Below are 21,652 nucleotides of genomic sequence, written 5' to 3'. Positions count from 1 at the left end.
CGCGCGATGGAACACCTTGCGGGCCCCGCGAAGGACGTCGCGCAAATCCGCGTGGCTCTGCTATCGGTAAGGTCGCAGGGGTGAGTCCCGCGCGCGGGTGCAGAGGTCGCCAGAACCTCCGCTTGCACGCTGATACCGGTAACACTAAGGTCGCCGGCAACTAGAGGTCTGACAAGGATCTCAGGGCATCAACGGGCCGCCAAGGCCCCATGGGGAGGACACCTGTGGCTTCAGTATCCAACGCTGGCCCGAGCGCCGGCATGAGCGCCGACGGCGCTAAGGTCAACATGGCCTTCGTGGCTGCGATCGTCGCCGTCGCGACCATCGGCGGCTTCATGTTCGGCTACGACAGCGGCGTCATCAACGGCACGCAGGAAGGCCTGGAGAAGGCCTTCAACCTCAGCAAGCTGGGCACCGGCCTGAACGTCGGCGCCATCCTGATCGGCTGCGCCATCGGCGCCTTCGCCGCCGGCCGCCTGGCCGACGTCTGGGGTCGCCGCACCGTGATGATCATCTCGGCCCTGCTGTTCCTGGTCAGCGCCCTGGGCACCGGCGCGGCCGACACCTCGATCGTCTTCATCCTGTTCCGCCTCGTCGGCGGCCTGGGCGTCGGCGCCGCCAGCGTGCTCTGCCCCGTCTACATCTCGGAAGTCACGCCCGCGAACATCCGCGGCCGCCTGTCGTCCGTGCAGCAGATCATGATCATCACCGGCCTGACCGGCGCGTTCGTGGCCAACTACGTGCTGGCCCACACCGCCGGCAGCTCGACCGCCGAGTTCTGGATGGGCCTGCCCGCCTGGCGCTGGATGTTCTGGATGCAGACCATCCCGGCCGGCATCTTCTTCTTCGCCCTGCTGGCCATCCCGGAAAGCCCGCGCTACCTGGTCGCCAAGGGCCAGGACGCCAAGGCCGAAGCGATCCTCTCGCGCCTGTTCGGCGAGGGCCAAGGCGCCGGCAAGGTCGCCGAGATCCGCGCCTCGCTGGCCGTCGACCACCAGCCCAAGTTCTCCGACCTGCTGGACCCGGTGACCAAGAAGCTGCGCCTGCTGCTGTGGGCCGGCCTGGTCCTGGCCGTCTTCCAGCAACTGGTCGGCATCAACATCGTCTTCTACTACGGCTCGGTGCTGTGGCAGTCGGTCGGCTTCACCGAGGACGACAGCCTGAAGATCAACATCCTGTCGGGTTCGCTCTCGATCCTGGCCTGCCTGGCCACCATCGCCCTGATCGACAAGATCGGCCGCAAGCCGCTGCTGCTGGTCGGCTCGGCCGGCATGGCCGTGACCCTAGGCGTGATGACCTGGTGCTTCTCGACCGCCACCACGGTCAACGGCGCCCTGCACCTGGACGCCAGCATCGGCCCGATCGCCCTGATCGCCGCCAACCTCTACGTGATCTTCTTCAACCTCAGCTGGGGTCCGGTCATGTGGGTGATGCTGGGCGAGATGTTCCCGAACCAGATGCGCGGCTCGGCCCTGGCCGTCTGCGGCTTCGCCCAGTGGATCGCCAACTTCGCCATCTCGGTCAGCTTCCCGGCCATGGCCGCCAAGAGCCTGCCGATGACCTACGGCTTCTACGCGCTCAGCGCCGTGGTCTCGTTCTTCCTCGTCCAGAAGCTGGTCAAGGAGACCCGCGGCAAGGAACTGGAAGCGATGCAGGGCTAAGCGCTCTTCATCACACGAACAAGGAAGCGCCCGGGGGTCATCTCCCGGGCGCTTTTTTGTGCGGTTTGCTTGTCCGGCGACGTTGTTAACTGGCGCTGTCTTCGGACATGAAAAAGACTATAAAAATCAAACAATATGGCGAATGACACCGGTGGACACCGTCGCCGGCTTGCCGCTAAGTGAGCGCCAAGAAACGTCAGCTTATCCGTCGGGAGGATACCCATGGTCGACATCAACCGCCGCGGCGCCTTGGGCTCGCTGCTGACCGGCGCCGGCCTAGCCGCCCTGCCCGTCGCCGCTGAAGCCGCCCAAATGGGAACCCTGCCGGCCAAGGCCCTGAGCGGCCCGACCTGGACCAAGGGCGTCGAGGGTCAGCGCAAGGCCGACCTCGGCGACGGCACGTTCCTGAACCCGATCCTGGCCGGCGACCATCCCGACCCGTCGATCCTGAAGGACGGCGCCGACTACTACATGACCCACTCGTCGTTCGACGCGTATCCGGGCCTGCTGATCTGGCACTCCAAGGACCTGGTGAACTGGACGCCCGTCACCACGACCCTGAAGACCAATGTCGGGTCGATCTGGGCCCCCGAGCTCTGCAAGCACAAGGGCCGCTACTACATCTACCTGCCCGCCAAGAAGCCGAACAACAACACCAGCTATGTGATCTGGGCCGACAAGATCGAGGGTCCCTGGTCCGAGCCGATCGACCTGAAGCTGCCCCGCTACATCGACCCCGGCCACGTGGTCGACGAGAAGGGCGAGCGCTGGCTGTTCCTGTCGGGCGGCGACCGCATCAAGCTGGCCCCGGACGGCCTCTCGACCGTCGGCCAGCCCGAACACGTCTACAATCCGTGGCGCTATCCCGACACCTGGGACGTCGAGGGCTTCTCGCCCGAGGGCCCCAAGGTCATGCGCAAGGGTGAGTACTTCTACCTGGTCACCGCCGTCGGCGGCACGGCCGGCCCGCCGACGGGCCACATGGTCATCGTGGCCCGCGCCAAGTCGCTGGGCGGCCCGTGGGAGGATCACCCCCAGAACCCGATCGTGCGCACGGTCGACAACAGCGAGAAGTGGTGGTCGCGCGGCCACGCCACCCTGGTCGAGGGCCCGACGCCAGGCGACTGGTGGACCGTCTATCACGGCTATGAAAACGGCTATTACACCCTGGGCCGCCAGACCCTGCTGGCCCCGGTGACCTGGACGGCCGACGGCTGGTTCACGGTCGGCGGCGGCGATCTGTCGAAGCCCCTTCCCAAGCCGAAGGGCGGCAAGAGCGGCCCGCACGGCATGGCGCTGTCGGACGACTTCTCGACCGACAAATACGGCGTGCAGTGGAACTTCTTCGACCCCAAGCCCGACGAGCACCAGCGCCTGAGCCGCGCGGGCGGCGTCCTGACCCTGAAGGGCGCGGGCGAGGCGCCGTCGACCGGCGCGCCGCTGATCTTCGTCAACGGCGACCAGGCCTATGAGATCGAGTGCGAGATCGACATCGATCCCGAGACCCGCGCGGGCCTGATCCTGTTCTACGACCGCCAGCTCTATTGCGGCCTGGGCTTCGACAGCAAGAACTTCGTCACCCACCAGTACGGCATCGAGCGCGGCCGCCCCGCCAACCCGCACGGCTCGAAGATGCTGATGAAGCTGATCAACACCCGCCACATCGTCAGCTTCCACACCAGCGGCGACGGCGGGAAGACCTGGAAGCGGTTCGACCGGGGCATGGAAGTCAGCGGCTACCACCACAATGTCCGCGGCGGCTTCCTGATGCTGAAGCCGGGCCTCCACGCGGCCGGCAAGGGCTCGGCGCGGTTCCGGAACTTCAAGTACCGGGCGCTGGACTAGGGTCTACTTTTCCTCGTCATCCCGGACGGCCGCAGGCCGATTGGGACCCAGGGGCCGGCGCATTGCATTTGCCCCTGGGTCCGGCTCTCCGCTTCGCTGCGGCCGGGATGACGAGTATTATTGGCGATGGATTTTGGCGGGCGGTTGACCGTTGGAGAGGCCGAAGGCCCTACTCCGCCGTCTCCGCGATCTCGGCCTTCGCCACCATGGTCGGCTTGATCAGCCGCGCGGCGTTCACGCGAGCCCCGCTGGGGGCCAGGATCTCTAGGTGGACGTGGTCGGTGATGCCGCGATAGTGGCTCTGCAGGCTCTCGACCTTGCCGATCGGCTGGCCCAGGCGGACCGTCTGGCCGACCTCGACGCCGGGCGTCACGTAGAAGGCGCGGGCGGCGTAGCCGAGGGCGGGATTGGTGATCTCGACGAACTTCAGGTCGGTGTCGCCGGCATAGGCGTAGCCGATCTTGGTCACATAGCCCGACATCGGCGCCTGGACCTCCTGGCCGGCCGTGGCGGTGTAGTCCACGCCCTCGTGGTCGCGCGAGCCGCCGTCGCGACGGGCGCCGAACCAGCCTTCGCCGAACGCGTCATGGCCGCGCGGGGCCGCGCCGGTCGGGTTGGCGAAGTCGGAAGCCCCGTCGCCGTCGATGTCGGCGCCCTTCCAGACCAGTTCCATGATCGGGACCGCTTCGGCCTTGGGCGCGATGTCCGCCAGCAGCTTGACGATCGGCGCGGGTCCCGGCCGGCGGGAAACCGGGCGCTCCATGGCCGCCACCACCATCGGCGCGAACACGGCGGCCAGGCCCAGGACACAACGCAGGGCGGGGCTGAGCGTCTTCGCGGTCGATGCGTTCATGGGGGACTTTCTGCCTTGGAAGGGGGGCGTGGTGTCGCCGACCGAGGCTATGTATTGGTTAACGGCGAGGCGCGCCACGCCAGGGCCGTGCGACGCGTCGTCGCGATCGGCCCATGGTTAAGCTTTGATTTTGTTGATGAATTCCAAGCCCACCAAGGCCTTGGAAGGCCGTTGGCGCGAGCCCGGAACCGTCCGCGTGCGACGCTATGTCAGCAGGTGTCGCATGGTCGAGCGCAGCACGCCGATCAGGGCCTCGCGGTCCATGTCCGGGTGGTTGACCCCTCGCATCAGCAAGCCGTCGAAGATCAGGCCGATGGTCTCGCAGCGGGCCTGGAACTCGGCCTCGCTCCATTCGGGCCGGCGGTTGCGCTCCATCATGGTCCTGGCCATCTCGCGCTCCTGCTGGTCGGCGGCGCGGACGATGGTGGCGACCTTGGGATTGCGGGCGGCCTCGGCGACGACCTCAAGCGCCAGGGAAGAGCGGCGCAGGTCGAAGCACTTTTCGATGCTCTCGGGCAAATGTTCGTCGATGGCGTCCAGCAGAGTCCCCGGCCGGGCCTCGATCTCGGCGAACTTGTCGCGCATCTCGGCCAGGTCCTGGGCGACGATGGCGGCGATGATCGCCTCCTTGTTCTCGAAGTAGCGATAGATCTGGCCGACGCTCAGGCCGGCGGCCTTGGCGATGTCGGCCATGCTGGCGCCGTGGAACCCGGACTGCCGCACGCGCTCGCAGGCGGCGTCGAGGATCTGCTGCCGGCGCGATTCCGGCGAAGGACGGCCCGATTGGGTCTCATCAGCCATTGAAAATCCTGATCGGCATTACATTTCCGTTAGGTCAGCCACGTTCGAACCGGGCGGAGGTTGACTTGCGACAGTACCGCTCCTATGTCCAGCCCGCTTGAGAATGAACGTTCATTCTCAGATTGTTCATCATGCCGGCCACGTCAAGGGTAATAGCCCACGCGGCCACCGCATCCCGGGGTCAAATATGCAATTCCAACGCTCGGCCGTGTCCACGGCTGTGGGGCTCGCCGCCATCGCACTCACCCTCTCGGCCTGCGGCCAGGGCAAGGGCGGGGCCGGCGGTGGCGGCTTCGGCGGTCCGGCCGAGGTCGGCTACATCGTCGCCCAATCACAGCCGGTCAGCCTGACCACCGAGCTGGCGGGTCGCACCTCGGCCTTCCTGGTCTCGGAAGTGCGTCCGCAGGTCGGCGGCGTCGTCAAGGCGCGGCTGTTCCAGGAGGGCTCGCTGGTCCGCGCAGGGCAGTCGCTCTACCAGATCGATCCGGCGACCTATCAGGCCACGGTCAACAGCGCCGCCGCCGCCGTCGCCCAGGCTCAGGCCCAGGCGACCGCCGCCAAGCTGAAGGCCGACCGCTACAGGGCCCTGGTCGAGACCGGCGCGGTGTCCAAGCAGGACAATGACGACGCCCAGGCCGCCGCCGCCCAGACGGCCGCCGCCGTCGCCGTGCAGAAGGCCGCCCTCGACAACGCCCGCATCAATCTGAACTACACCCGCGTGGCCGCCCCGATCTCGGGCCGCATCGGCAAGAGCGCCGTGACCCCCGGCGCCCTGGTCACCGCCAGCCAGGCGACGCCGCTGGCCACGGTCCAGGACCTCTCCAAGGTCTATGTCGACCTGACCCAGACCTCGGCCGAGCTCCTGAAGCTCCAGCAGCAGTTCGCCTCGGGCAAGGTCGGCCGCGCCGGCTCCGCGCCGGTGACCCTGAAGCTGGAAGACGGCTCGACCTACCCGATCCAGGGCCGGCTCGAGTTCTCGGACATCACCGTCGACCCGGGCACCGGCTCGATCGGCCTGCGGGCGGTGTTCCCCAACCCGAACGGCGTGCTGCTGCCAGGCATGTATGTCCGCGCGGTGCTGAGCCAGGGCGTGGCCGCCAGCGGCATCCTCGTGCCGCAAGGCGCCATCCAGCGCGACCCGAAGGGCAACGCCCAGGTCACGGTGGTCAACGCCAAGGGCGGGGCCGAGCCGCGTCCGGTCACCCTGGGCCAGACGATGGGCGACAAGTGGCTGATCACCAGCGGCCTGAACGCCGGCGACAAGGTGATCACCGAGGGCCTGCTGAAGCTGCGCCCCGGCGCGCAGATCAAGGCGGTCCCGGCCGGGTCCGTCGCCGCCGCCCCCAACGCCCAAGCCAAGCACTAAGGCGCGCCTCAGATGCTCTCGCGTTTCTTCATCGACAGACCCATCTTCGCGTGGGTCATCGCCATCGTGATCATGCTGGCCGGGGCGCTCGCCATCCGGACCCTGCCGGTCGCGCAGTATCCCACCATCGCCCTGCCCCAGGTCACGGTCTCGGGCGTCTATCCGGGCGCCTCGGCCAAGACGGTCGAGGACAGCGTCACCCAGGTCATCGAGCAGAAGATGAAGGGTCTGGACGGCCTGGAGTACATGTCGTCGACCAGCGACAGCTCCGGCGCGGCCTCGATCACCCTGACCTTCAAGGCCGGGACCAACATCGACATCGCCCAGGTGCAGGTCCAGAACAAGCTGCAGACCGCCACCGCCCTCCTGCCCCAAGAGGTGCAGCAGCAAGGCCTGACGGTCGCCAAGTCGGCGCGTAACTTCATGATGGTGGTCGGCCTCTATTCCGAGGATCCGAAGTCCACCAACACCGACCTCGCCGACTATCTGGCCTCCAACATCCAGGACCCGCTGAGCCGGGTCGACGGCGTCGGCGACATCCAGCTGTTCGGCGCGCAATACGCCATGCGCATCTGGCTGGACCCGCAGAAGCTGGCCAGCTTCAACCTGACCCCGGCCGACGTCGCCGCCGCCATCCGCGCCCAGAACGCCCAGGTCTCGGCCGGCCAGATCGGCGGCACGCCGAACCTGCCGGGCACGGGCCTGAACGCCACGATCACCGCCCAGTCGCGCCTGCAGACCCCCGAGCAGTTCCGGGCGATCATCGTCAAGAACAGCGCCGGCGGCGCCACCGTGCGGCTCGCCGACGTGGCCCGCGTCGAACTGGGGGCCGAGAACTACGGCTCGGTCGCCAAGTTCAACGGCAAGCCCGCCGCCGGTCTGGCCATCCGCCTGGCCCCCGGCGCCAACGCCCTGGACACCGCCGCCGCCGTCAAGGCGCGGATGGCGCAGCTCGAGAAGTCGTTCCCGGCCAACTACAAGTACGTCGTCCCCTACGACTCGACGCCGTTCGTGAAGCTGTCGATCGAGGAAGTGGTCAAGACGCTGATCGAGGCCATCATCCTCGTCTTCATCGTCATGTTCCTGTTCCTGCAGAACTGGCGCGCGACGCTGATTCCGACCATCGCCGTGCCGGTCGTGCTGCTCGGCACCTTCGGGGTGCTGGCGGCCTTCGGCTACTCGATCAACACCCTGACCATGTTCGGCCTGGTGCTGGCCATCGGCCTTCTGGTCGACGACGCCATCGTCGTGGTCGAGAACGTCGAGCGCGTGATGTCCGAGGAGGGCCTCAGCCCCCTCGAAGCCACCCGCAAGTCGATGAACGAGATCACCGGCGCCCTGATCGGCATCGCCCTCGTCTTGGCCGCGGTGTTCGTGCCGATGGCCTTCTTCGGCGGTTCGCAGGGCGTGATCTATCGCCAGTTCTCGATCACCATCGTCTCGGCCATGGGCCTGTCGGTGATCGTGGCCCTGATCCTGACCCCGGCCCTCTGCGCCACCCTGCTCAAGCCCGTCGAGGCCGGTCACCACGACCGCAAGACCGGTTTCTTCGGCTGGTTCAACCGCAGCTTCAACGACGCCAGCACCCGCTACCAGGGCGCCGTGCGCGGCATCCTGGGCAAGAGCGCCCGCTGGATGGCGATCTACGCCGCCATCATCGTGGTCATGGCGTTGCTGTTCGTGCGCCTGCCCAGCGCCTTCCTGCCGGAAGAGGACCAGGGGATCATGATCACCCTCGTGCAACTGCCGGCCGGCGCGACCCAGGAGCGGACGCTCGGCGTGCTGGACAAGGTTCGCGACCACTTCCTGGTCGACGAGAAGGAGGCCGTGAAGTCGGTCTTCACCGTCTCGGGCTTCAGCTTCGGCGGCGCCGGCCAGAACGCTGGTCTCGCCTTCGTGCGCCTCAAGGACTTCGAGGAGCGCAAGGCCGCCAATCTCAAGGCCAAGGCCGTCGCCGGCCGCGCCATGGGGACCTTCGGCCAGATCCGCGACGCCATGGTGTTCGCGGTGATCCCGCCGGCCGTGCCGGAGCTGGGCACCTCGTCGGGCTTTGACTTCCAGCTGCAGGACATCAACGGCGTCGGTCACGAGGCCCTGATGAACGCCCGCAACCAGATGCTGGGCATGGCTTCGCAGGATCCCAACCTGGCCGGCGTGCGCCCCAACGGTCAGGATGACACTCCGCAGCTGAAGATCACCGTCGACCAGGCCAAGGCCGGCGCCATGGGCCTGACCACCGCCGACATCAACAGCGCGCTGAGCGCCGCCTGGGGCGGGTCGTACGTCAACGACTTCATCGATCGTGGTCGCGTGAAGAAGGTCTACATGCAGGCCGACGCGCCCTACCGCATGACACCCGAGGACCTGAACCGCTGGTACGTGCGCAACAACCAGGGCCAGATGGTGCCGTTCCCGGCCTTCGCCTCGGCCAGCTGGACCTACGGCTCGCCGCGCCTGGAGCGCTATAACGGCCTGTCGTCGATGAACATCCAGGGCGCCCCGGCCCCGGGCAAGAGCTCGGGCCAGGCCATGGACGCCATGGAGAAGCTGGCCGCCCAGCTGCCGCCGGGCATCGGCTTCGAGTGGACCGGTCTGTCGGCCCAGGAACGCGAGTCCGGCAACCAGGCTCCGGCGCTGTACGGCATCTCGATCCTGGTGGTGTTCCTGCTGCTGGCCGCCCTCTACGAGAGCTGGTCGATCCCGTTGGCCGTCATCATGGTGGTGCCGCTGGGCATCGTCGGCGCCCTCTTGGCCACCTTCGCCCGAGGCCTCAGCAACGACATCTACTTCCAGGTCGGCCTGCTGACGACCATGGGCCTGGCGTCCAAGAACGCCATCCTGATCGTCGAGTTCGCCAAGGATCTCTACGAGAAGGGTATGAGCCTGGTCGACGCCACCCTGGAAGCCGTCCGCATCCGCCTGCGTCCGATCATCATGACCTCGCTGGCCTTCGTCTTCGGCGTGCTGCCCCTGGCGATCTCCAACGGAGCCGGCTCGGGCGCACAGCACGCGATCGGCACCGGCGTCATCGGCGGCATGATCTCCGCCACCCTCCTGGCGATCTTCTTTGTCCCGCTGTTCTTCGTGCTGGTCGAGAAGGTCTTCAAACCGAAACACAAAGGCCACAACGAAGCGGTCGCTCACGCCAGCGAAGCGCCGTCGACGGAGGCCCACTGACCATGCTGCGTAACCTCACCCTGATCCTGGTCGCCTCCACGGCGGTCGGCGCCTGCACCCTGGCCCCGGACTACCAGCGCCCGGCTCTGCCGGTGGCCCAGACCTGGTCCACGCCGATCGCCGAGCCCACCGGCTCGGTCACGGCCGCCGACCTCGACTGGCGCCAGGTGCTGGTCGACGCCCGTCTGCAAGGCGTGGTCGACCTGGCGCTCAAGCAGAACCGCGACCTGCGCGTGGCGGTGCTGAACATCGAGAAGGCCCGCGCCCAGTACGGCATCCAGCGCGCCGCCCTGTTCCCGGGCGTCAACGGCGTGCTGTCCGAACAGCGCGGCCGCACGCCCGGCTCGATCTCATCGACCGGCGCGGCCACCGACACCGAGACCTACAGCGCCACGGTCGGCTTCACGGCCTATGAGCTGGACATCTTCGGCCGCGTCCGCAGCCTGAAGGACGCGGCTCTGCAGAGCTATCTGGCCACGCGCGAGACCAGCCGCTCGGTCCGCACCAGCCTGATCGCCGAGACCGCCAACGCCTGGCTGACCCTGGCCGCCGACCAGGACCGCCTGGCCCTGGCCCGGAACACCCTGACCACCCGCGAGGACTCGCTGCGCCTGGTGCGCCAGCGCGTCGACGGCGGGGCCGGCTCGCTGCTGGACCTGCGCAATGCCGAGACCCTGACTGAGACGGCCCGCTCGGACGTCGCGGTCTACACCGCCCAGGTGGCTCAGGACCGTAACGCCCTGACCCTGCTGGCCGGCGGCGACGTGCCGGCCGACCTGCTGCCGTCCAATGGCCTGGCCTCGGCCGAGATCCTGGCGGACCTCCCGGCCGGCCTGCCGTCGGACGTGCTGGTCCGTCGTCCCGACGTCCTGGCCGCCGAGCACCAGTTGCAAGGCGCCAACGCCAATATCGGCGCGGCGCGCGCGGCCTTCTTCCCGCGTATCAGCCTGACCGGCTCGACCGGCACGGCCAGCGGCGACCTGGACGGCCTGTTCACGGGCGGCACGGGGGTCTGGAGCTTCGTGCCCCAGATCAGCCTGCCGATCTTCGCCGGCGGCGCCAATGTCGCCGGCTTGGACAGCGCCAAGGCCAGCCGCGACATCGCCGTGGCGACCTACGAGAAGACGGTGCAGACGGCGTTCCGCGAGGTCTCCGACGCCCTGTCGGTACGCGCCACGGTCGCCGACCGCGTCGCCGCCCAGGAACGGCTGGTCACGGCCGCCACCGGCAGCCAGCGCCTGTCCCAGCAGCGCCGCGACGCCGGCCTCGACAGCGCCCTGACTTTGCTCGATTCCCAGCGCACCCTGTACGCGGCCGAACAGGGCCTGATCACCGCGCGCCTGGCGCGGGCGACCAACCTGGTGACCCTCTACAAGACCCTCGGCGGCGGGGCCCCGGCCAGCGCCGAATAGTCAGAGCTCCCCGGCGCGAGCCGGGGCGGTTCGTTGTCCATCATCCCCCCCGATGGCTGCGAACGGAACGGGCGCGCTCCTCCCCCCACCCCTGGAGCCGCCCGTTCCACCCCTAACTCAGCGCTCCCGCTTCCACTCCGAGATCGGGACATTCCCGTCCGGCGCGGTCGGCACGCGCCAGCTCAGGGCGTCGCCCTTCAGCTCATAGGCGCGCCTCTGGGTCGCGCCCTCCCAGTTCTTGAACGACGCCCCTTCGATCTTGAACACCAGCTGGTGGGCGGCCTCGTCGATGACGATGGTTCCGTAGTGGGTCGAGGAGCCCAGCGCCGCGTCGGCGTATTCCTCGGCCGTGCCGCGCTTCTTGTCGCCCGAGGCGAAGCCGGTGCGCTCGCTCCTGAAGATCTGCAGGCTGTAGCGGCCGGCCGCGTCGACGATCAGCCGCCCCTTGGGCGCGGCGCCGTAGTCATGCTCACGCACGCCGGCCGGGGTGAGCCGGTCGGCCGCCGTCAGGGTCCAGGTCCCGGCCAGCGGAAAGTCCGCCGCCTGGGCCACACCCGCCGTCGCGAAGGCCAAAGCCAGGCCCGTCATGGTCTTTCGCATCTCACACTCCGCGTAACTTATTTGACAGGTTACTGGCGCAAGTTCGGCGAATGCGGCTAACCTGTCAATCCGGTTTCGAGGGCCGGTTTCGAGGAGCCGGTTTCCCGTGAGATGTTCGTGACGCCCAAACTCGAAGAGACCCGTGACGGCTTCCGCTTCCGGGGCGGCCGCCTGCCGCTGGACCTGCCGGCGACCCTGGCGGGGCGGGTGAGCGGAAACCATCGCGACGCCCTGGCCATCCCGGCCGACCTCGACCGCTGGCTGGTCGCGGCGGGCCTCGCCGAAGCCCCCATGGGCGCATCCGCCGAAGATCTTTCGGCCGCGCGCGATCTTCGCGAGACACTCTACGCCCTGGCCGCTGCCCGCGCCGAAGACCGCCCCTTGCCCGATGGGCCGCGCGAGGCCCTCAACGCCTTCGCCGTCCAGCCGGCCGCCACGCCCTGGCTGGACACCTCCGGGTCGATGCGCCTGAAAGGTCGAGCACGGGAGCTTCTGGCCAGCGTCGCGCGCGAGGCCATCGCGCTGCTGGGCGGCCCGGACGGCGAGCGCATCCGCCAGTGCCAGGGGCCGACCTGCGCGATCCTGTTCCTCGACACCTCGCGCAAGGGCGACCGCCGCTGGTGCTCGATGAGCGCCTGCGGGAATAGGGCCAAGGTGGCGGCGTTCCGGGAGCGGGAGAAGGGGTGAGACCGTGCGTCCTTCGAGGCGCGCTCAAGAGCGCGCACCTCAGGATGAGGAAAGCTTCACTGAATTCCTCATCCTGAGGTGCGAGGCGAAGCCGAGCCTCGAAGGACGCAACGCCCCTACAGCGGCAACTGCACCGTGCTCTTGACCTCCTCGAGCACCGCATAGGTCCGGGTCTCGCGGACGCCGGGCATCTTGACCAGGATGTCGCCGAGGAAGTTCCGGTACGCCTCCATGTCGCGCACCCGGGCCTTGATCAGGTAGTCGAAGCCGCCGGCCACCATGTGGCACTCCAGGATCTCGGGCGCGCGGCGCACGGCCTTGGCGAAGTCCTCGAACACCTCGCCGGTCGTGCGCTCCAGCACCACCTCGACGAAGATCAGCAGGGCCCGGTCGACCTTGGCCGGGTCGAGCAGGGCCGCGTAGCCGGTGATGTAGCCGCGCTCGCGCAGGCGGCGGACCCGATCGAAGGTGGCGGCCGGCGACAGGTTGCAGCGCTTGGCCAGCTCGGCGTTGGTAATGCGGCCATCGGCCTGCAGAACCTTCAACAGCCGGCGGTCGGTGTCATCTAGAGCGGAAATGGCCATATCGAATTTTCACCGAAGAAGCTTCGAAAAGTAACGGTCACAAACGTAGCACATTCGGAAAGCTTGGCGGTACACCTCCAATCGTTCCAGCCCCGCTTGGCGCTCCCCCCTCCTCAGAGGCGCCGGCGGACACGGCCAGCCGCCGTGGTTGGAACCGACGCGACGCCTCCCCTCTCCCCCTGAGGGCGTCGCGCCAGAGAGGAAGGGACGCGAGCGTCTCCCCCCGAAAGCCGCGTCCCTTCCTCCCTCCCCTTTTCCAGAGCATGCTCTGGTCTATCCGTCGCGACCGCCCGCCCCTCGTTGGAGCGGACGATCATTTTTCGCGTTTCGACCGAAGGACAAACGGACCCAGCGCCCAACAAACGAAGCACCTTTGGCCGAAGGCAAGTTAGACCGACGATATACTAATTAGGGAACGACCATGCACGCCACGCCTCAGATGGATTGGGCCACGACGGACTGGGATAGCCTCGACGCCGGCAAGTATCGCGACGAAGCCGCGGTGATCGCCGACCTGCTGGCCGCCAAGCCCCTCTCCAGCGAGGATCGCGCCGCCGTCCGCGCCGAGGCCGAGGCCCTCGTGCGCGGCGCCCGCCGCAGCGTCCGCAAGCAGGGCGTGGTCGAAAGCTTTCTGCAGGAGTTCAGCCTGGGCACCCGCGAGGGCCTGGCCCTGATGTGCCTGGCCGAGGCCCTGCTGCGCACCCCCGACGACGACACCCGCGACAAGCTGATCGCCGAGAAGATCGGCTCGGCCGACTGGGCGTCGCACCTCGGCGGCTCCGACAGCCTGTTCGTCAACGCCTCGACCTGGGGTCTGATGCTGACCGGCAAGATCGTCGAGCCCGACGACGAGGCCCGCAACGACATGCCCGGCTTCATCAAGAAGCTGGCCGGCCGCATCGGCGAGCCGGTGATCCGCGCCGCCGTCGGCCAGGCCATCCGCATCATGGGCGAACAGTTCGTCCTGGGCCGGACCATCGAGGCGGCCATCAAGCGCGCCGCCAACGAAGGCGACATGTGCAGCTTCGACATGCTGGGCGAAGGCGCCCGCACCGCCGCCGACGCCGCGCGCTACGAGAAGTCCTATGCCGACGCGATCCAGACGGTCGGCAAGCTGTCGAACGGCGCCGGTCCTGAGAAGGGCCACGGCGTCTCGGTCAAGCTCTCGGCCCTGTGCCCTCGCTACGAGGCCACCCACGAGGACCGCGTGTGGGAGGAGCTTTATCCCCGCACCCTGCGCCTGGCGCTGATCGCGGCCCGCTACAACATCAACTTCACGATCGACGCCGAGGAAGCCGACCGCCTGGCCTTGTCGCTGAAGCTGCTGGACCGCCTGTGCCGCGAGCCGGAGCTGGGCGAGTGGCAAGGCCTGGGCCTGGCCGTCCAGGCCTATCAGAAGCGCTGCGGCGAGGTGATCGCGCGTCTGGCCGCCCTCTCGAAGGACACCGGCCGTCGCCTGATGGTCCGCCTCGTGAAGGGCGCCTACTGGGACAGCGAGATCAAGCGCGCCCAGGTCGCCGGCCGCCCGGACTATCCGGTCTATACGACCAAGCCGGCCACCGACCTGTCGTACCTGGTCAACGCCAAGGCCCTGATCGAGGCCGCCCCGCACCTCTACGCCCAGTTCGCCACCCACAACGCCCACACCCTGGCGGCCGTGGTGCGCATGGCCAAGAACGCCGGCGTCAAGATCGAGCACCAGCGCCTGCACGGCATGGGCGAGGCGCTCTACAAGGCCGCCGACGACCTCTATGACGGCATCACCCTGCGGGCCTACGCACCCGTGGGCGGTCATGAGGACCTGCTGCCCTATCTGGTCCGCCGCCTGCTGGAGAACGGCGCCAACACCTCGTTCGTCCACGCCCTGCTGGACGAGCGCGTGCCGGTCGAGAAGGTCGTCACCGACCCGATGGACACCGTCGAAGCCCACCCCGACCGCCACGCCAAGATCCCGACGCCGATCGAGGTCTATGGGCCACGCCGCCAGAACAGCGCCGGCCTCGACCTGTCGGTGAAGGCCGATCGCGAGCGCCTGGACGCCGCCGTCACGGCCCTGGACGGCGTCACCCTCTCGGCCGGTCCGCTGGTCGGCGGCAAGGTCGCCGCCGGGACCCCGCCGATGCCGGTGGCCGCTCCGGCCGACGCGGCCAAGGTGGTCGGCTCGGTTTCCGAAGCCCAGCTGCCGCAGATCGACGAAGCCTTCCGCCTGGCCCGCGCGGCGCAACCGGCCTGGGACCAGGCCGGCGGCCCGGCTCGCGCCAAGACCCTGCGCGCCATGGGCGACGCCCTGGAAGCCAATATCGATCGCCTGATCGCCATCCTGGCCCGCGAGGCCGGCAAGACCCTGTCGGACGGCATCGCCGAGGTGCGCGAGGCCGTCGACTTCTGCCGCTACTACGCGACCCTGGCCGAGGATCAGTTCGGCGCCGGCGAGTTGCTCAAGGGCCCGGTCGGCGAGACCAATGTCCTGCGCCTGGCCGGTCGCGGCGTCTTCGTCTGCATCAGCCCGTGGAACTTCCCGCTGGCCATCTTCACCGGCCAGATCGCGGCCGCCCTCGCCGCCGGCAACGCCGTGCTGGCCAAGCCCGCCGAGCAGACGCCGCTGATCGCCTTCGAAGCCGTGAAGCTCTATCACGCCGCCGGCCTCGACCCGCGCCTGCTGGCCCTGCTGCCGGGGCGGGGCGAGACCGTCGGCGCGGCCCTGACCAGCCACGAGGGCCTGGACGGCGTCGCCTTCACCGGCGGCACCGACACCGCCTGGCGGATCAATCAGACGCTCGCCCAGCGCCAAGGCCCGATCGTGCCGTTCATCGCCGAGACCGGCGGCCTCAACGGCATGTTCGTCGACACCACCGCCCAGCGCGAACAGGTGATCGACGACGTCATCGTCAGCGCCTTCGGTTCGGCCGGCCAGCGCTGCTCGGCCCTGCGCCTGCTGTTCCTGCCGGAGGACACCGCTGAGCACATCATCGACGGCCTGAAGGGCGCCATGGACGCCCTGGTCCTCAGCGACCCGGCCCTGGCCGTCACCGACGTCGGCCCGGTGATCGACGCAGAGGCCAAGGACGCCCTGGACAAGCACCTCGTCCGCCTGAAGCGCGAGGCCAAGGTGCTGCACGCCCTGGCCGCCCCGGCCGGCGGCACGTTCTTCGCTCCGGTCCTGGCCGAGATTCCCGCCGCCGACTTCCTGGAGCGCGAGGTGTTCGGCCCGGTGCTGCACGTGGTCCGCTACAAGCCCGAGAACCTGGAAGAGGTGGCCACCGCCCTGGCCGCGCGCCGCCACGGCCTGACCCTGGGCATCCACTCGCGGATCGAGAGCTTCGCGGCCGACGTCCAGCGCCTGGTCCCGGCCGGCAACGCCTATGTCAATCGCTCGATGACCGGCGCCGTCGTCGGCGTCCAGCCGTTCGGCGGCGAGGGCCTCTCGGGCACCGGCCCCAAGGCCGGCGGCCCCCACGCCCTGCTGCGCTTCGCGGTCGAGCGGGCGGTCAGCGTCAACATCACCGCCCAGGGCGGGGATCCGGCGCTGCTGAATCTGTAGGTCCGCGAAGCATCAATCCTCCCCCTGGCGGGGGAGGTGGCGCGGAGCGCCGGAGGGGGAAGTGCTGCTGAGCCAACTTCTTCCCTCTCCGTCGGCTGCGCCGACACCTCTCCCCTGGGGAGAGGATTTCCCAGCACACCTTCACAACTGTCCCGCGTAACGCCTAAGCTCCCCGATCCGTCTGGGAGGACGCGCCATGACCCTTTCTCGCCGCCATCTGTTGGCCGCGCTCTCCGCCGTCCCCGCCCTCGGCGCCAGCAAGAAGCCGCTGCCGGGACCGCCCAAGGGCTTCGTAGCGGTCAAGAACGGTCGGCTGGTCCTCGACGGCAAGCCCTACCGCTTCGTCGGCGCGAACCTCTGGTACGGCGCCTGGCTGGGATCGCCCGGCGTCACCGGCGACCGCGAGCGGCTGAAGCGCGAGCTGGACCGGCTGAAGGCCCTGGGCGTCACCAACCTGCGGGTCCTGGGCGCGGGCGAGCGCTCGCCGGCCAAGGCCGCCGTCAGTCCCACCTTCCAGGAGAAGCCGGGCGTCTCCGACCCGGACCTGCTGAAGGGGCTCGACTACCTGCTGGCCGAGATGGCCGCGCGGGACATGAAGGCGGTGATCTACGTCAACAACTTCTGGGACTGGTCGGGCGGCATGCCGGCCTATCTGAACTGGGTCGGCAACGGCCCCTGGTTCCAGCAGGGCGACCCCAATCATCCGTGGCCGGAGTTTCCGGACTATTCGGCCCGCTTCTACGGCGACGCCAAGGCCAACGCCCTGTTCCGCCGCTACCTGATGAGCCTGATCGGCCGGGTGAACTCGGTCACCAACCTGGCCTATCGCGACGATCCGGCGATCATGGCCTGGCAACTGGCCAACGAGCCCCGCCCAGGCGGCACCGACGCCTTCGGGACCAAGAACCTGCCGACCTACTATCACTGGATCGGCGAGATCTCGACGATCATCAAGACCCTGGATCCCAAGCACCTGGTCAGCACGGGCAGCGAGGGCAGCATGGGATGCCTGGAGCGCGAGAGCTGCGTGCTCGACGCCCACAGGCCGACCAATATCGACTACCTCACCGTCCACGTCTGGCCCAACAACTGGGGCTGGATCGATCCCAAGAACCAGCCGGCGACCTACGCGGCCGGCGAGGCGCGCTGCCGCGACTATGTCACCCGCCACATCGCCCTGGCCAAGCAGCTGAACAAGCCGATGGTCATCGAGGAGTTCGGCCTGATCCGCGAGGCCCGCGCCTTCACCCCCGGCTCGGCAACGGCCGACAAGGACCGTTTCTACCGGACGATCTACGGCCTGGCCCTGGACGACATGAAGGCCGGCGGCCCCATCGCCGGCACCAACTTCTGGGCCTGGAACGGCGAAGGCCGCGCCCAGCACCCCGACGCCTGGTTCGCCGCCGGCGACAAGAGCTTCGTCGGCGATCCGCCCCAGGAGGAACAGGGCCTGTACGGCGTCTTCGACACCGACCCCACGACCCTGGCCGTGATCGCCGAACACGCGGCGGCGGTGAAGGCGCTGTAGCTAGCGCCCCGCCAGCGCCACGGCATTGGTCACCGCGTCGGGCAGGCGCACGGCCAGCCGCTTGGCCTTCAGGGCCGCGCCGTCGGTCATGCGGAAGCCGACCAGCACGTCGGGGTCGACGCCGCCGATCTCGTTGGAGCCGTCGGCGCGCAGCCGCAGGCAGTCGGGCAGGAACAGACGCCCGCCGCTGTTCTTCAAGGTCACGGGGCCGGCCGCGGTCGCGTGGCCGCAGCCCGAGCCGGCCGTGGGCGAGCCCAGGATGATCGCCCCCCTGTTGTCCTGCAGCATGGCGCTGAACTCTTCCGACGCGCTGCCCGTGCGGCCGTCGACCAGCACGATCAGCGGCCCGCTCCAGACGCCCTCGCGCCAGCGCCATTTCATCGGGTGGAACACCGATTGGCCCCACGGTTTGTCCGCCAGGGCGGTCGGGTCGGCCGAAGCCCAGACCCCCGCGCCGTAGCCGGCCTCGACCAGGCGGGCGCACGGCTGGGTCGTCTCGCAAGAACGGCGGGCCTCGGCGGCGCGGGCCCGCAGATCGGCCGCCTGACGCAGCAGGTCGGCTTTCAGCGTTCCGCGCTCGGCCTTGACGTTGGCCTCGATATCCAGCGCCAGGCTGTCCAGCTGGGCGGCCGCCTCCGGCGAGCGGACCAGACGCACCGGCGCGCTCTTCAGGCGGACCGGCGTGACCATGCGCGCGGCGACCTCGGCCCACTCGCGCCCGCCGCCATTGCCGGCCAGGTCGATCATCAGCACCTCGGCGCCGGCGGCCTTCATGCCGGTCAGGCGCGCGGCGAAGCGGTCGGTCAGCACCTGATAGACGGCGGTGTCGAGCTTGCCCGAACAGTCGCCGTCGCAGGGCTTGTCCATCGGCAGCTTCAGCTGGGCGGCGGCGGCCTGGCAGACCGTCTGGTCGGCTTCGAAGACGCCAATTTGCACCACCCCGATCTTGCGGCCCTCGACCGTGACGAGGCCGCCGGGGAACTCGCGCGCGCCCTCGCCGTCGACAGCCGCCCAGCCCGGCAGGCCCGCGGCGACCGGGGCGCGGGCGCGCGGGGCGCGAAGGTCGGCGCACGGCAGACCCGACCCCGTCGCGCCGCCCGAAGCCGTCGGCGGAGGCGTCCAGTTGACCAGCAGGTGACCGTCGGCCAGCGAGGTCAGGGCCCGATCGATCAGCGCCTTGGCCTCTGCGTCAGACGACTGCCGACCCAGCGCCCCCTCGACGGCCTTGAAGCTGGCGTCCAGGTTCATGCCGCGCTCCGCCGTCAGCCACTCCAGATTGGCGTAGCGGGTGTCCAGCGCGGCGCGGATCTGGCGCAGATCCTCGATCCACGGCGCCGGGTCATAGGCGAAGGCGGGCGCGGCGACGCCCCAGAGGGCGATGGCGGCGACGGCGGCGCGAAGGCGCGAGATCATGCGAACGGATTTCCCCGAGAACGACGTTCGGCCTCCTAATCGTCCGCTCGCCCGGCGCCACGTTAAAAGGACGTAAGACACGTTCCCGGCCCGGTTAAAACGGCGCAAGGTCGGGCGGGCCGTCGCGCGCAAATGTGGATTGTCACCGGTGTCACCCGTGCTACCGCTAGCCCCAAGCTCGCCAGAAGCCGCCGGAGGAACCGCCGTGGACGCCCCTTCCCAGACCCGCCCCAACATGGCCCGCCCCAACATGGCCCGTCGCAGCCTGATCGTCGGCGGCGCCGCCCTCGCGGCTTACGCGGCGCTCCCGGCCGCCAGCTTCACGGCCGAGGCGCGTTCGCCGGTCGTGGCGACCACCAACGGCAAGGTCCGCGGCTACGCCCAGGACGGGGTCAGCGTCTTCAAGGGCCTGCGCTACGGGGCCGACGCCGGCGGCGCGCGCCGCTTCATGGCGCCCATCAAACCCGAGCCCTGGACCGACGTGAAGGACGCCCTGACCTATGGCGCGGCCTCGATGCAGTCCGGTCGCGGCGAAGAGGGCGAGACGCTGTCCGAGGACTGCCTGTTCCTCAACGTCTGGACCCCGGCCAAACCCTCGAAGAAGGCGGGTCTAGCGGACGGCGGCAAGCGGCCGGTGATGTTCTACATCCACGGCGGCGCCTATAACGGCGGCTCCGGCGGTCACGCCTGGTACGAGGGCACGAAACTGGCCAAGCGCGGCGACGTCGTGGTGGTCACGGTCAATCACCGCCTGAACGCCTTCGGCTATCTCTATCTCGCTCGCCTGTTCAACGATCCCAGCGTCGCCGACAGCGGCAACAACGGCCAGTTGGACCTAGTCCTGGCCCTGCAATGGGTGCGCGACAACATCGCGGCGTTCGGCGGCGATCCGGAGCGGGTGATGCTGTTTGGCCAGTCGGGCGGCGGGGCCAAGATCGCCACGCTGATGGCCATGCCCAGCGCCAAGGGCCTCTTCCACCGCGCCGCCACCATGAGCGGCCAGCAGGTCACGGCCGGCGGCCCGTTCAACGCCACCAAGCGCGCCAAGGCCCTGATCGACAAGCTGGGCGTCAAGGATCTCGCCGCCCTGCGCGCCCTGCCCGCGACGGACATGCTGGCCGGCCTGAGGGCGGTCGATCCGATCGCCGGCTCGGGCGGGGTCTATATGGGCCCGGTGCTGGACCAGCGCAGCCTGACCCGCCACCCGTTCTTCCCCGACGCCTCGCCGCTCGGCCTGTCGGTGCCGATGATGTGCGGCAACACCCACGACGAGACCAAGGGCTTCATCGGCTTCGACGCCAAGGCCTTCCCCCAGACCTGGGACGAGGTGATCGCCAAATTGCCGAGCCAGTTCGCCGGCCGCATCGATATCGACCCCGAGACGGTCGTGGCCTTCTACCGCCAGACCTATCCCAACTACTCGCCGTCGGACGTGTTCTTCGCCGCCTCGACGGCCGGCCGCTCGTGGAAGGCCGCGATCATCCAGGACGAGGAACGGGCCCGCGCCGGCGCGCCGGCCTACGCCTACCAGGTCAATTGGAAGTCGCCCAAGGACGGCGGGATCTTCGGCGCGCCGCACACCATCGACATCGGCCTGGTGTTCGGCACGCTGGACGCCAAGGGCTCGATCGTCGGCACGGGGCCGGAGTCGGTGGCCATGTCGAACACGATGAGCGACGCCTTCATCGCCTTCGCCCGCACCGGCGACCCGAACGGCGGCGCCCTGCCCAAGTGGGAGCCCTACACCCTGCCCCGCCGCCAGACGATGGTGTTCGACAACACCTCGCGCCTGGAAGACGACCCGCGCGGGGCCGAGCGCGAGTTCTTCAACCGCGTGCCGTTCACTCAGTTCGGGACGTAGCGCCGACGGGACTGACCTCGTAAGGCGGCGCGGCCGGCAGGTGCTCGATCAGGATCCGCGCCGTCACGTCGGGCGCGGCCGCGATCGGCGGCGGCTCGCCGAACACGACCTCCCACAGGTCGATCCACGCCTGACACTCGTCGTACGCCACTGTCCGGCTCCCTTTCAGGGGATTGGAATGTGCAGCGGATACAAGAGGTTGCTGGTTAGCGGCGGGGTAACCAAGGAATCGTGCTGACGCTTGTGGCGCGCCAGATGCTCCCCCGTTGGGGGAGCTGTCGCGGAGCGACTGAGGGCGCTGTCTGGGCAAAGGCCGCGCTGCC

General features: G+C 69.0%; 15 protein-coding genes. 9 read left to right on the top strand and 6 right to left on the bottom strand.

Going from position 1 to position 21,652, the window contains the following annotated elements; translation table 11 throughout:
* Positions 1-224 precede the first annotated feature (224 nt).
* Positions 225-1,661 carry a sugar porter family MFS transporter gene (locus AC1RRV_RS02455; RefSeq protein ID WP_492857975.1) on the top strand — a complete coding sequence of 479 codons (1,437 nt, stop codon included), beginning with the start codon at positions 225-227 and terminating at the stop codon, positions 1,659-1,661.
* Positions 1,662-1,883: 222 nt separating this feature from the next.
* Positions 1,884-3,506: a family 43 glycosylhydrolase gene (locus AC1RRV_RS02450; RefSeq protein ID WP_492857974.1), complete on the top strand. Its 1,623-nt coding sequence runs from the start codon at positions 1,884-1,886 to the stop codon at positions 3,504-3,506.
* Between the two features lie 169 nt (positions 3,507-3,675).
* On the opposite strand, the gene AC1RRV_RS02445 is transcribed toward AC1RRV_RS02450, so the two are convergent.
* Both AC1RRV_RS02445 and AC1RRV_RS02440 read right to left on the bottom strand, forming a co-directional pair.
* Positions 3,676-4,359: a M23 family metallopeptidase gene (locus tag AC1RRV_RS02445; protein ID WP_492857973.1), complete on the bottom strand. Its 684-nt coding sequence runs from the start codon at positions 4,357-4,359 to the stop codon at positions 3,676-3,678.
* Between the two features lie 204 nt (positions 4,360-4,563).
* Complete coding sequence (locus tag AC1RRV_RS02440) at positions 4,564-5,160, bottom strand: TetR/AcrR family transcriptional regulator (protein ID WP_492857972.1); 597 nt, start codon at positions 5,158-5,160, stop codon at positions 4,564-4,566.
* A gap of 187 nt (positions 5,161-5,347) precedes the next feature.
* On the opposite strand from AC1RRV_RS02440, the gene AC1RRV_RS02435 reads away from it, so the two are divergent.
* From AC1RRV_RS02435 to AC1RRV_RS02425, 3 genes are read left to right on the top strand one after another with little or no spacing between them, the layout of a single operon-like run.
* Positions 5,348-6,526 (top strand): efflux RND transporter periplasmic adaptor subunit, encoded by a 1,179-nt coding sequence (locus AC1RRV_RS02435; RefSeq protein WP_492857971.1) that lies wholly within the window; start codon positions 5,348-5,350, stop codon positions 6,524-6,526.
* Between the two features lie 12 nt (positions 6,527-6,538).
* Positions 6,539-9,703, top strand: a complete 3,165-nt coding sequence (locus tag AC1RRV_RS02430; protein WP_492857970.1) for an efflux RND transporter permease subunit — start codon at positions 6,539-6,541, stop codon at positions 9,701-9,703.
* 2 nt (positions 9,704-9,705) lie between these two features.
* Positions 9,706-11,115 (top strand): efflux transporter outer membrane subunit, encoded by a 1,410-nt coding sequence (locus tag AC1RRV_RS02425; RefSeq protein WP_492857969.1) that lies wholly within the window; start codon positions 9,706-9,708, stop codon positions 11,113-11,115.
* A gap of 117 nt (positions 11,116-11,232) precedes the next feature.
* On the opposite strand, the gene AC1RRV_RS02420 is transcribed toward AC1RRV_RS02425, so the two are convergent.
* Positions 11,233-11,715 (bottom strand): lipocalin-like domain-containing protein, encoded by a 483-nt coding sequence (locus AC1RRV_RS02420; RefSeq protein ID WP_492857968.1) that lies wholly within the window; start codon positions 11,713-11,715, stop codon positions 11,233-11,235.
* A gap of 111 nt (positions 11,716-11,826) precedes the next feature.
* Here AC1RRV_RS02420 and AC1RRV_RS02415 point away from each other — a divergent pair, with 111 nt between their 5' ends.
* The gene (locus AC1RRV_RS02415; protein ID WP_492857967.1) at positions 11,827-12,402 is read left to right on the top strand and encodes a CGNR zinc finger domain-containing protein; all 576 of its coding nucleotides are present in this window, start codon (positions 11,827-11,829) and stop codon (positions 12,400-12,402) included.
* Between the two features lie 116 nt (positions 12,403-12,518).
* Here AC1RRV_RS02415 and AC1RRV_RS02410 read toward each other — a convergent pair whose 3' ends face one another.
* Positions 12,519-12,986 carry an Lrp/AsnC ligand binding domain-containing protein gene (locus tag AC1RRV_RS02410; RefSeq protein WP_492857966.1) on the bottom strand — a complete coding sequence of 156 codons (468 nt, stop codon included), beginning with the start codon at positions 12,984-12,986 and terminating at the stop codon, positions 12,519-12,521.
* A gap of 439 nt (positions 12,987-13,425) precedes the next feature.
* Between AC1RRV_RS02410 and putA the strand changes: the two genes are divergently transcribed.
* Together putA and AC1RRV_RS02400 are read left to right on the top strand one after the other, a co-directional pair.
* Positions 13,426-16,527: a bifunctional proline dehydrogenase/L-glutamate gamma-semialdehyde dehydrogenase PutA gene (putA, locus tag AC1RRV_RS02405; RefSeq protein WP_492858104.1), complete on the top strand. Its 3,102-nt coding sequence runs from the start codon at positions 13,426-13,428 to the stop codon at positions 16,525-16,527.
* A 196-nt stretch (positions 16,528-16,723) separates the two neighbouring features.
* Complete coding sequence (locus AC1RRV_RS02400; protein WP_492857965.1) at positions 16,724-18,055, top strand: glycoside hydrolase 5 family protein; 1,332 nt, start codon at positions 16,724-16,726, stop codon at positions 18,053-18,055.
* Here the strand turns inward: AC1RRV_RS02400 and AC1RRV_RS02395 are convergent, their stop codons facing one another.
* On the bottom strand, positions 18,056-19,468 hold the full coding sequence (locus AC1RRV_RS02395) for a S41 family peptidase (protein WP_492857964.1): 1,413 nt from the start codon (positions 19,466-19,468) through the stop codon (positions 18,056-18,058).
* Positions 19,469-19,718: 250 nt separating this feature from the next.
* On the opposite strand from AC1RRV_RS02395, the gene AC1RRV_RS02390 reads away from it, so the two are divergent.
* On the top strand, positions 19,719-21,329 hold the full coding sequence (locus AC1RRV_RS02390) for a carboxylesterase/lipase family protein (protein ID WP_492858103.1): 1,611 nt from the start codon (positions 19,719-19,721) through the stop codon (positions 21,327-21,329).
* Here the strand turns inward: AC1RRV_RS02390 and AC1RRV_RS02385 are convergent.
* The gene (locus AC1RRV_RS02385) at positions 21,310-21,480 is read right to left on the bottom strand and encodes a hypothetical protein (protein WP_492857963.1); all 171 of its coding nucleotides are present in this window, start codon (positions 21,478-21,480) and stop codon (positions 21,310-21,312) included. The genes AC1RRV_RS02390 and AC1RRV_RS02385 overlap by 20 nt on opposite strands.
* Positions 21,481-21,652: the final 172 nt, after the last annotated feature.

Source organism: Caulobacter sp. GW821-FHT11E10 (genome assembly GCF_058808375.1).
The sequence above is the reverse complement of the archived record's forward strand: the minus strand, read 5'-3'. Positions and strand labels throughout refer to the sequence as shown.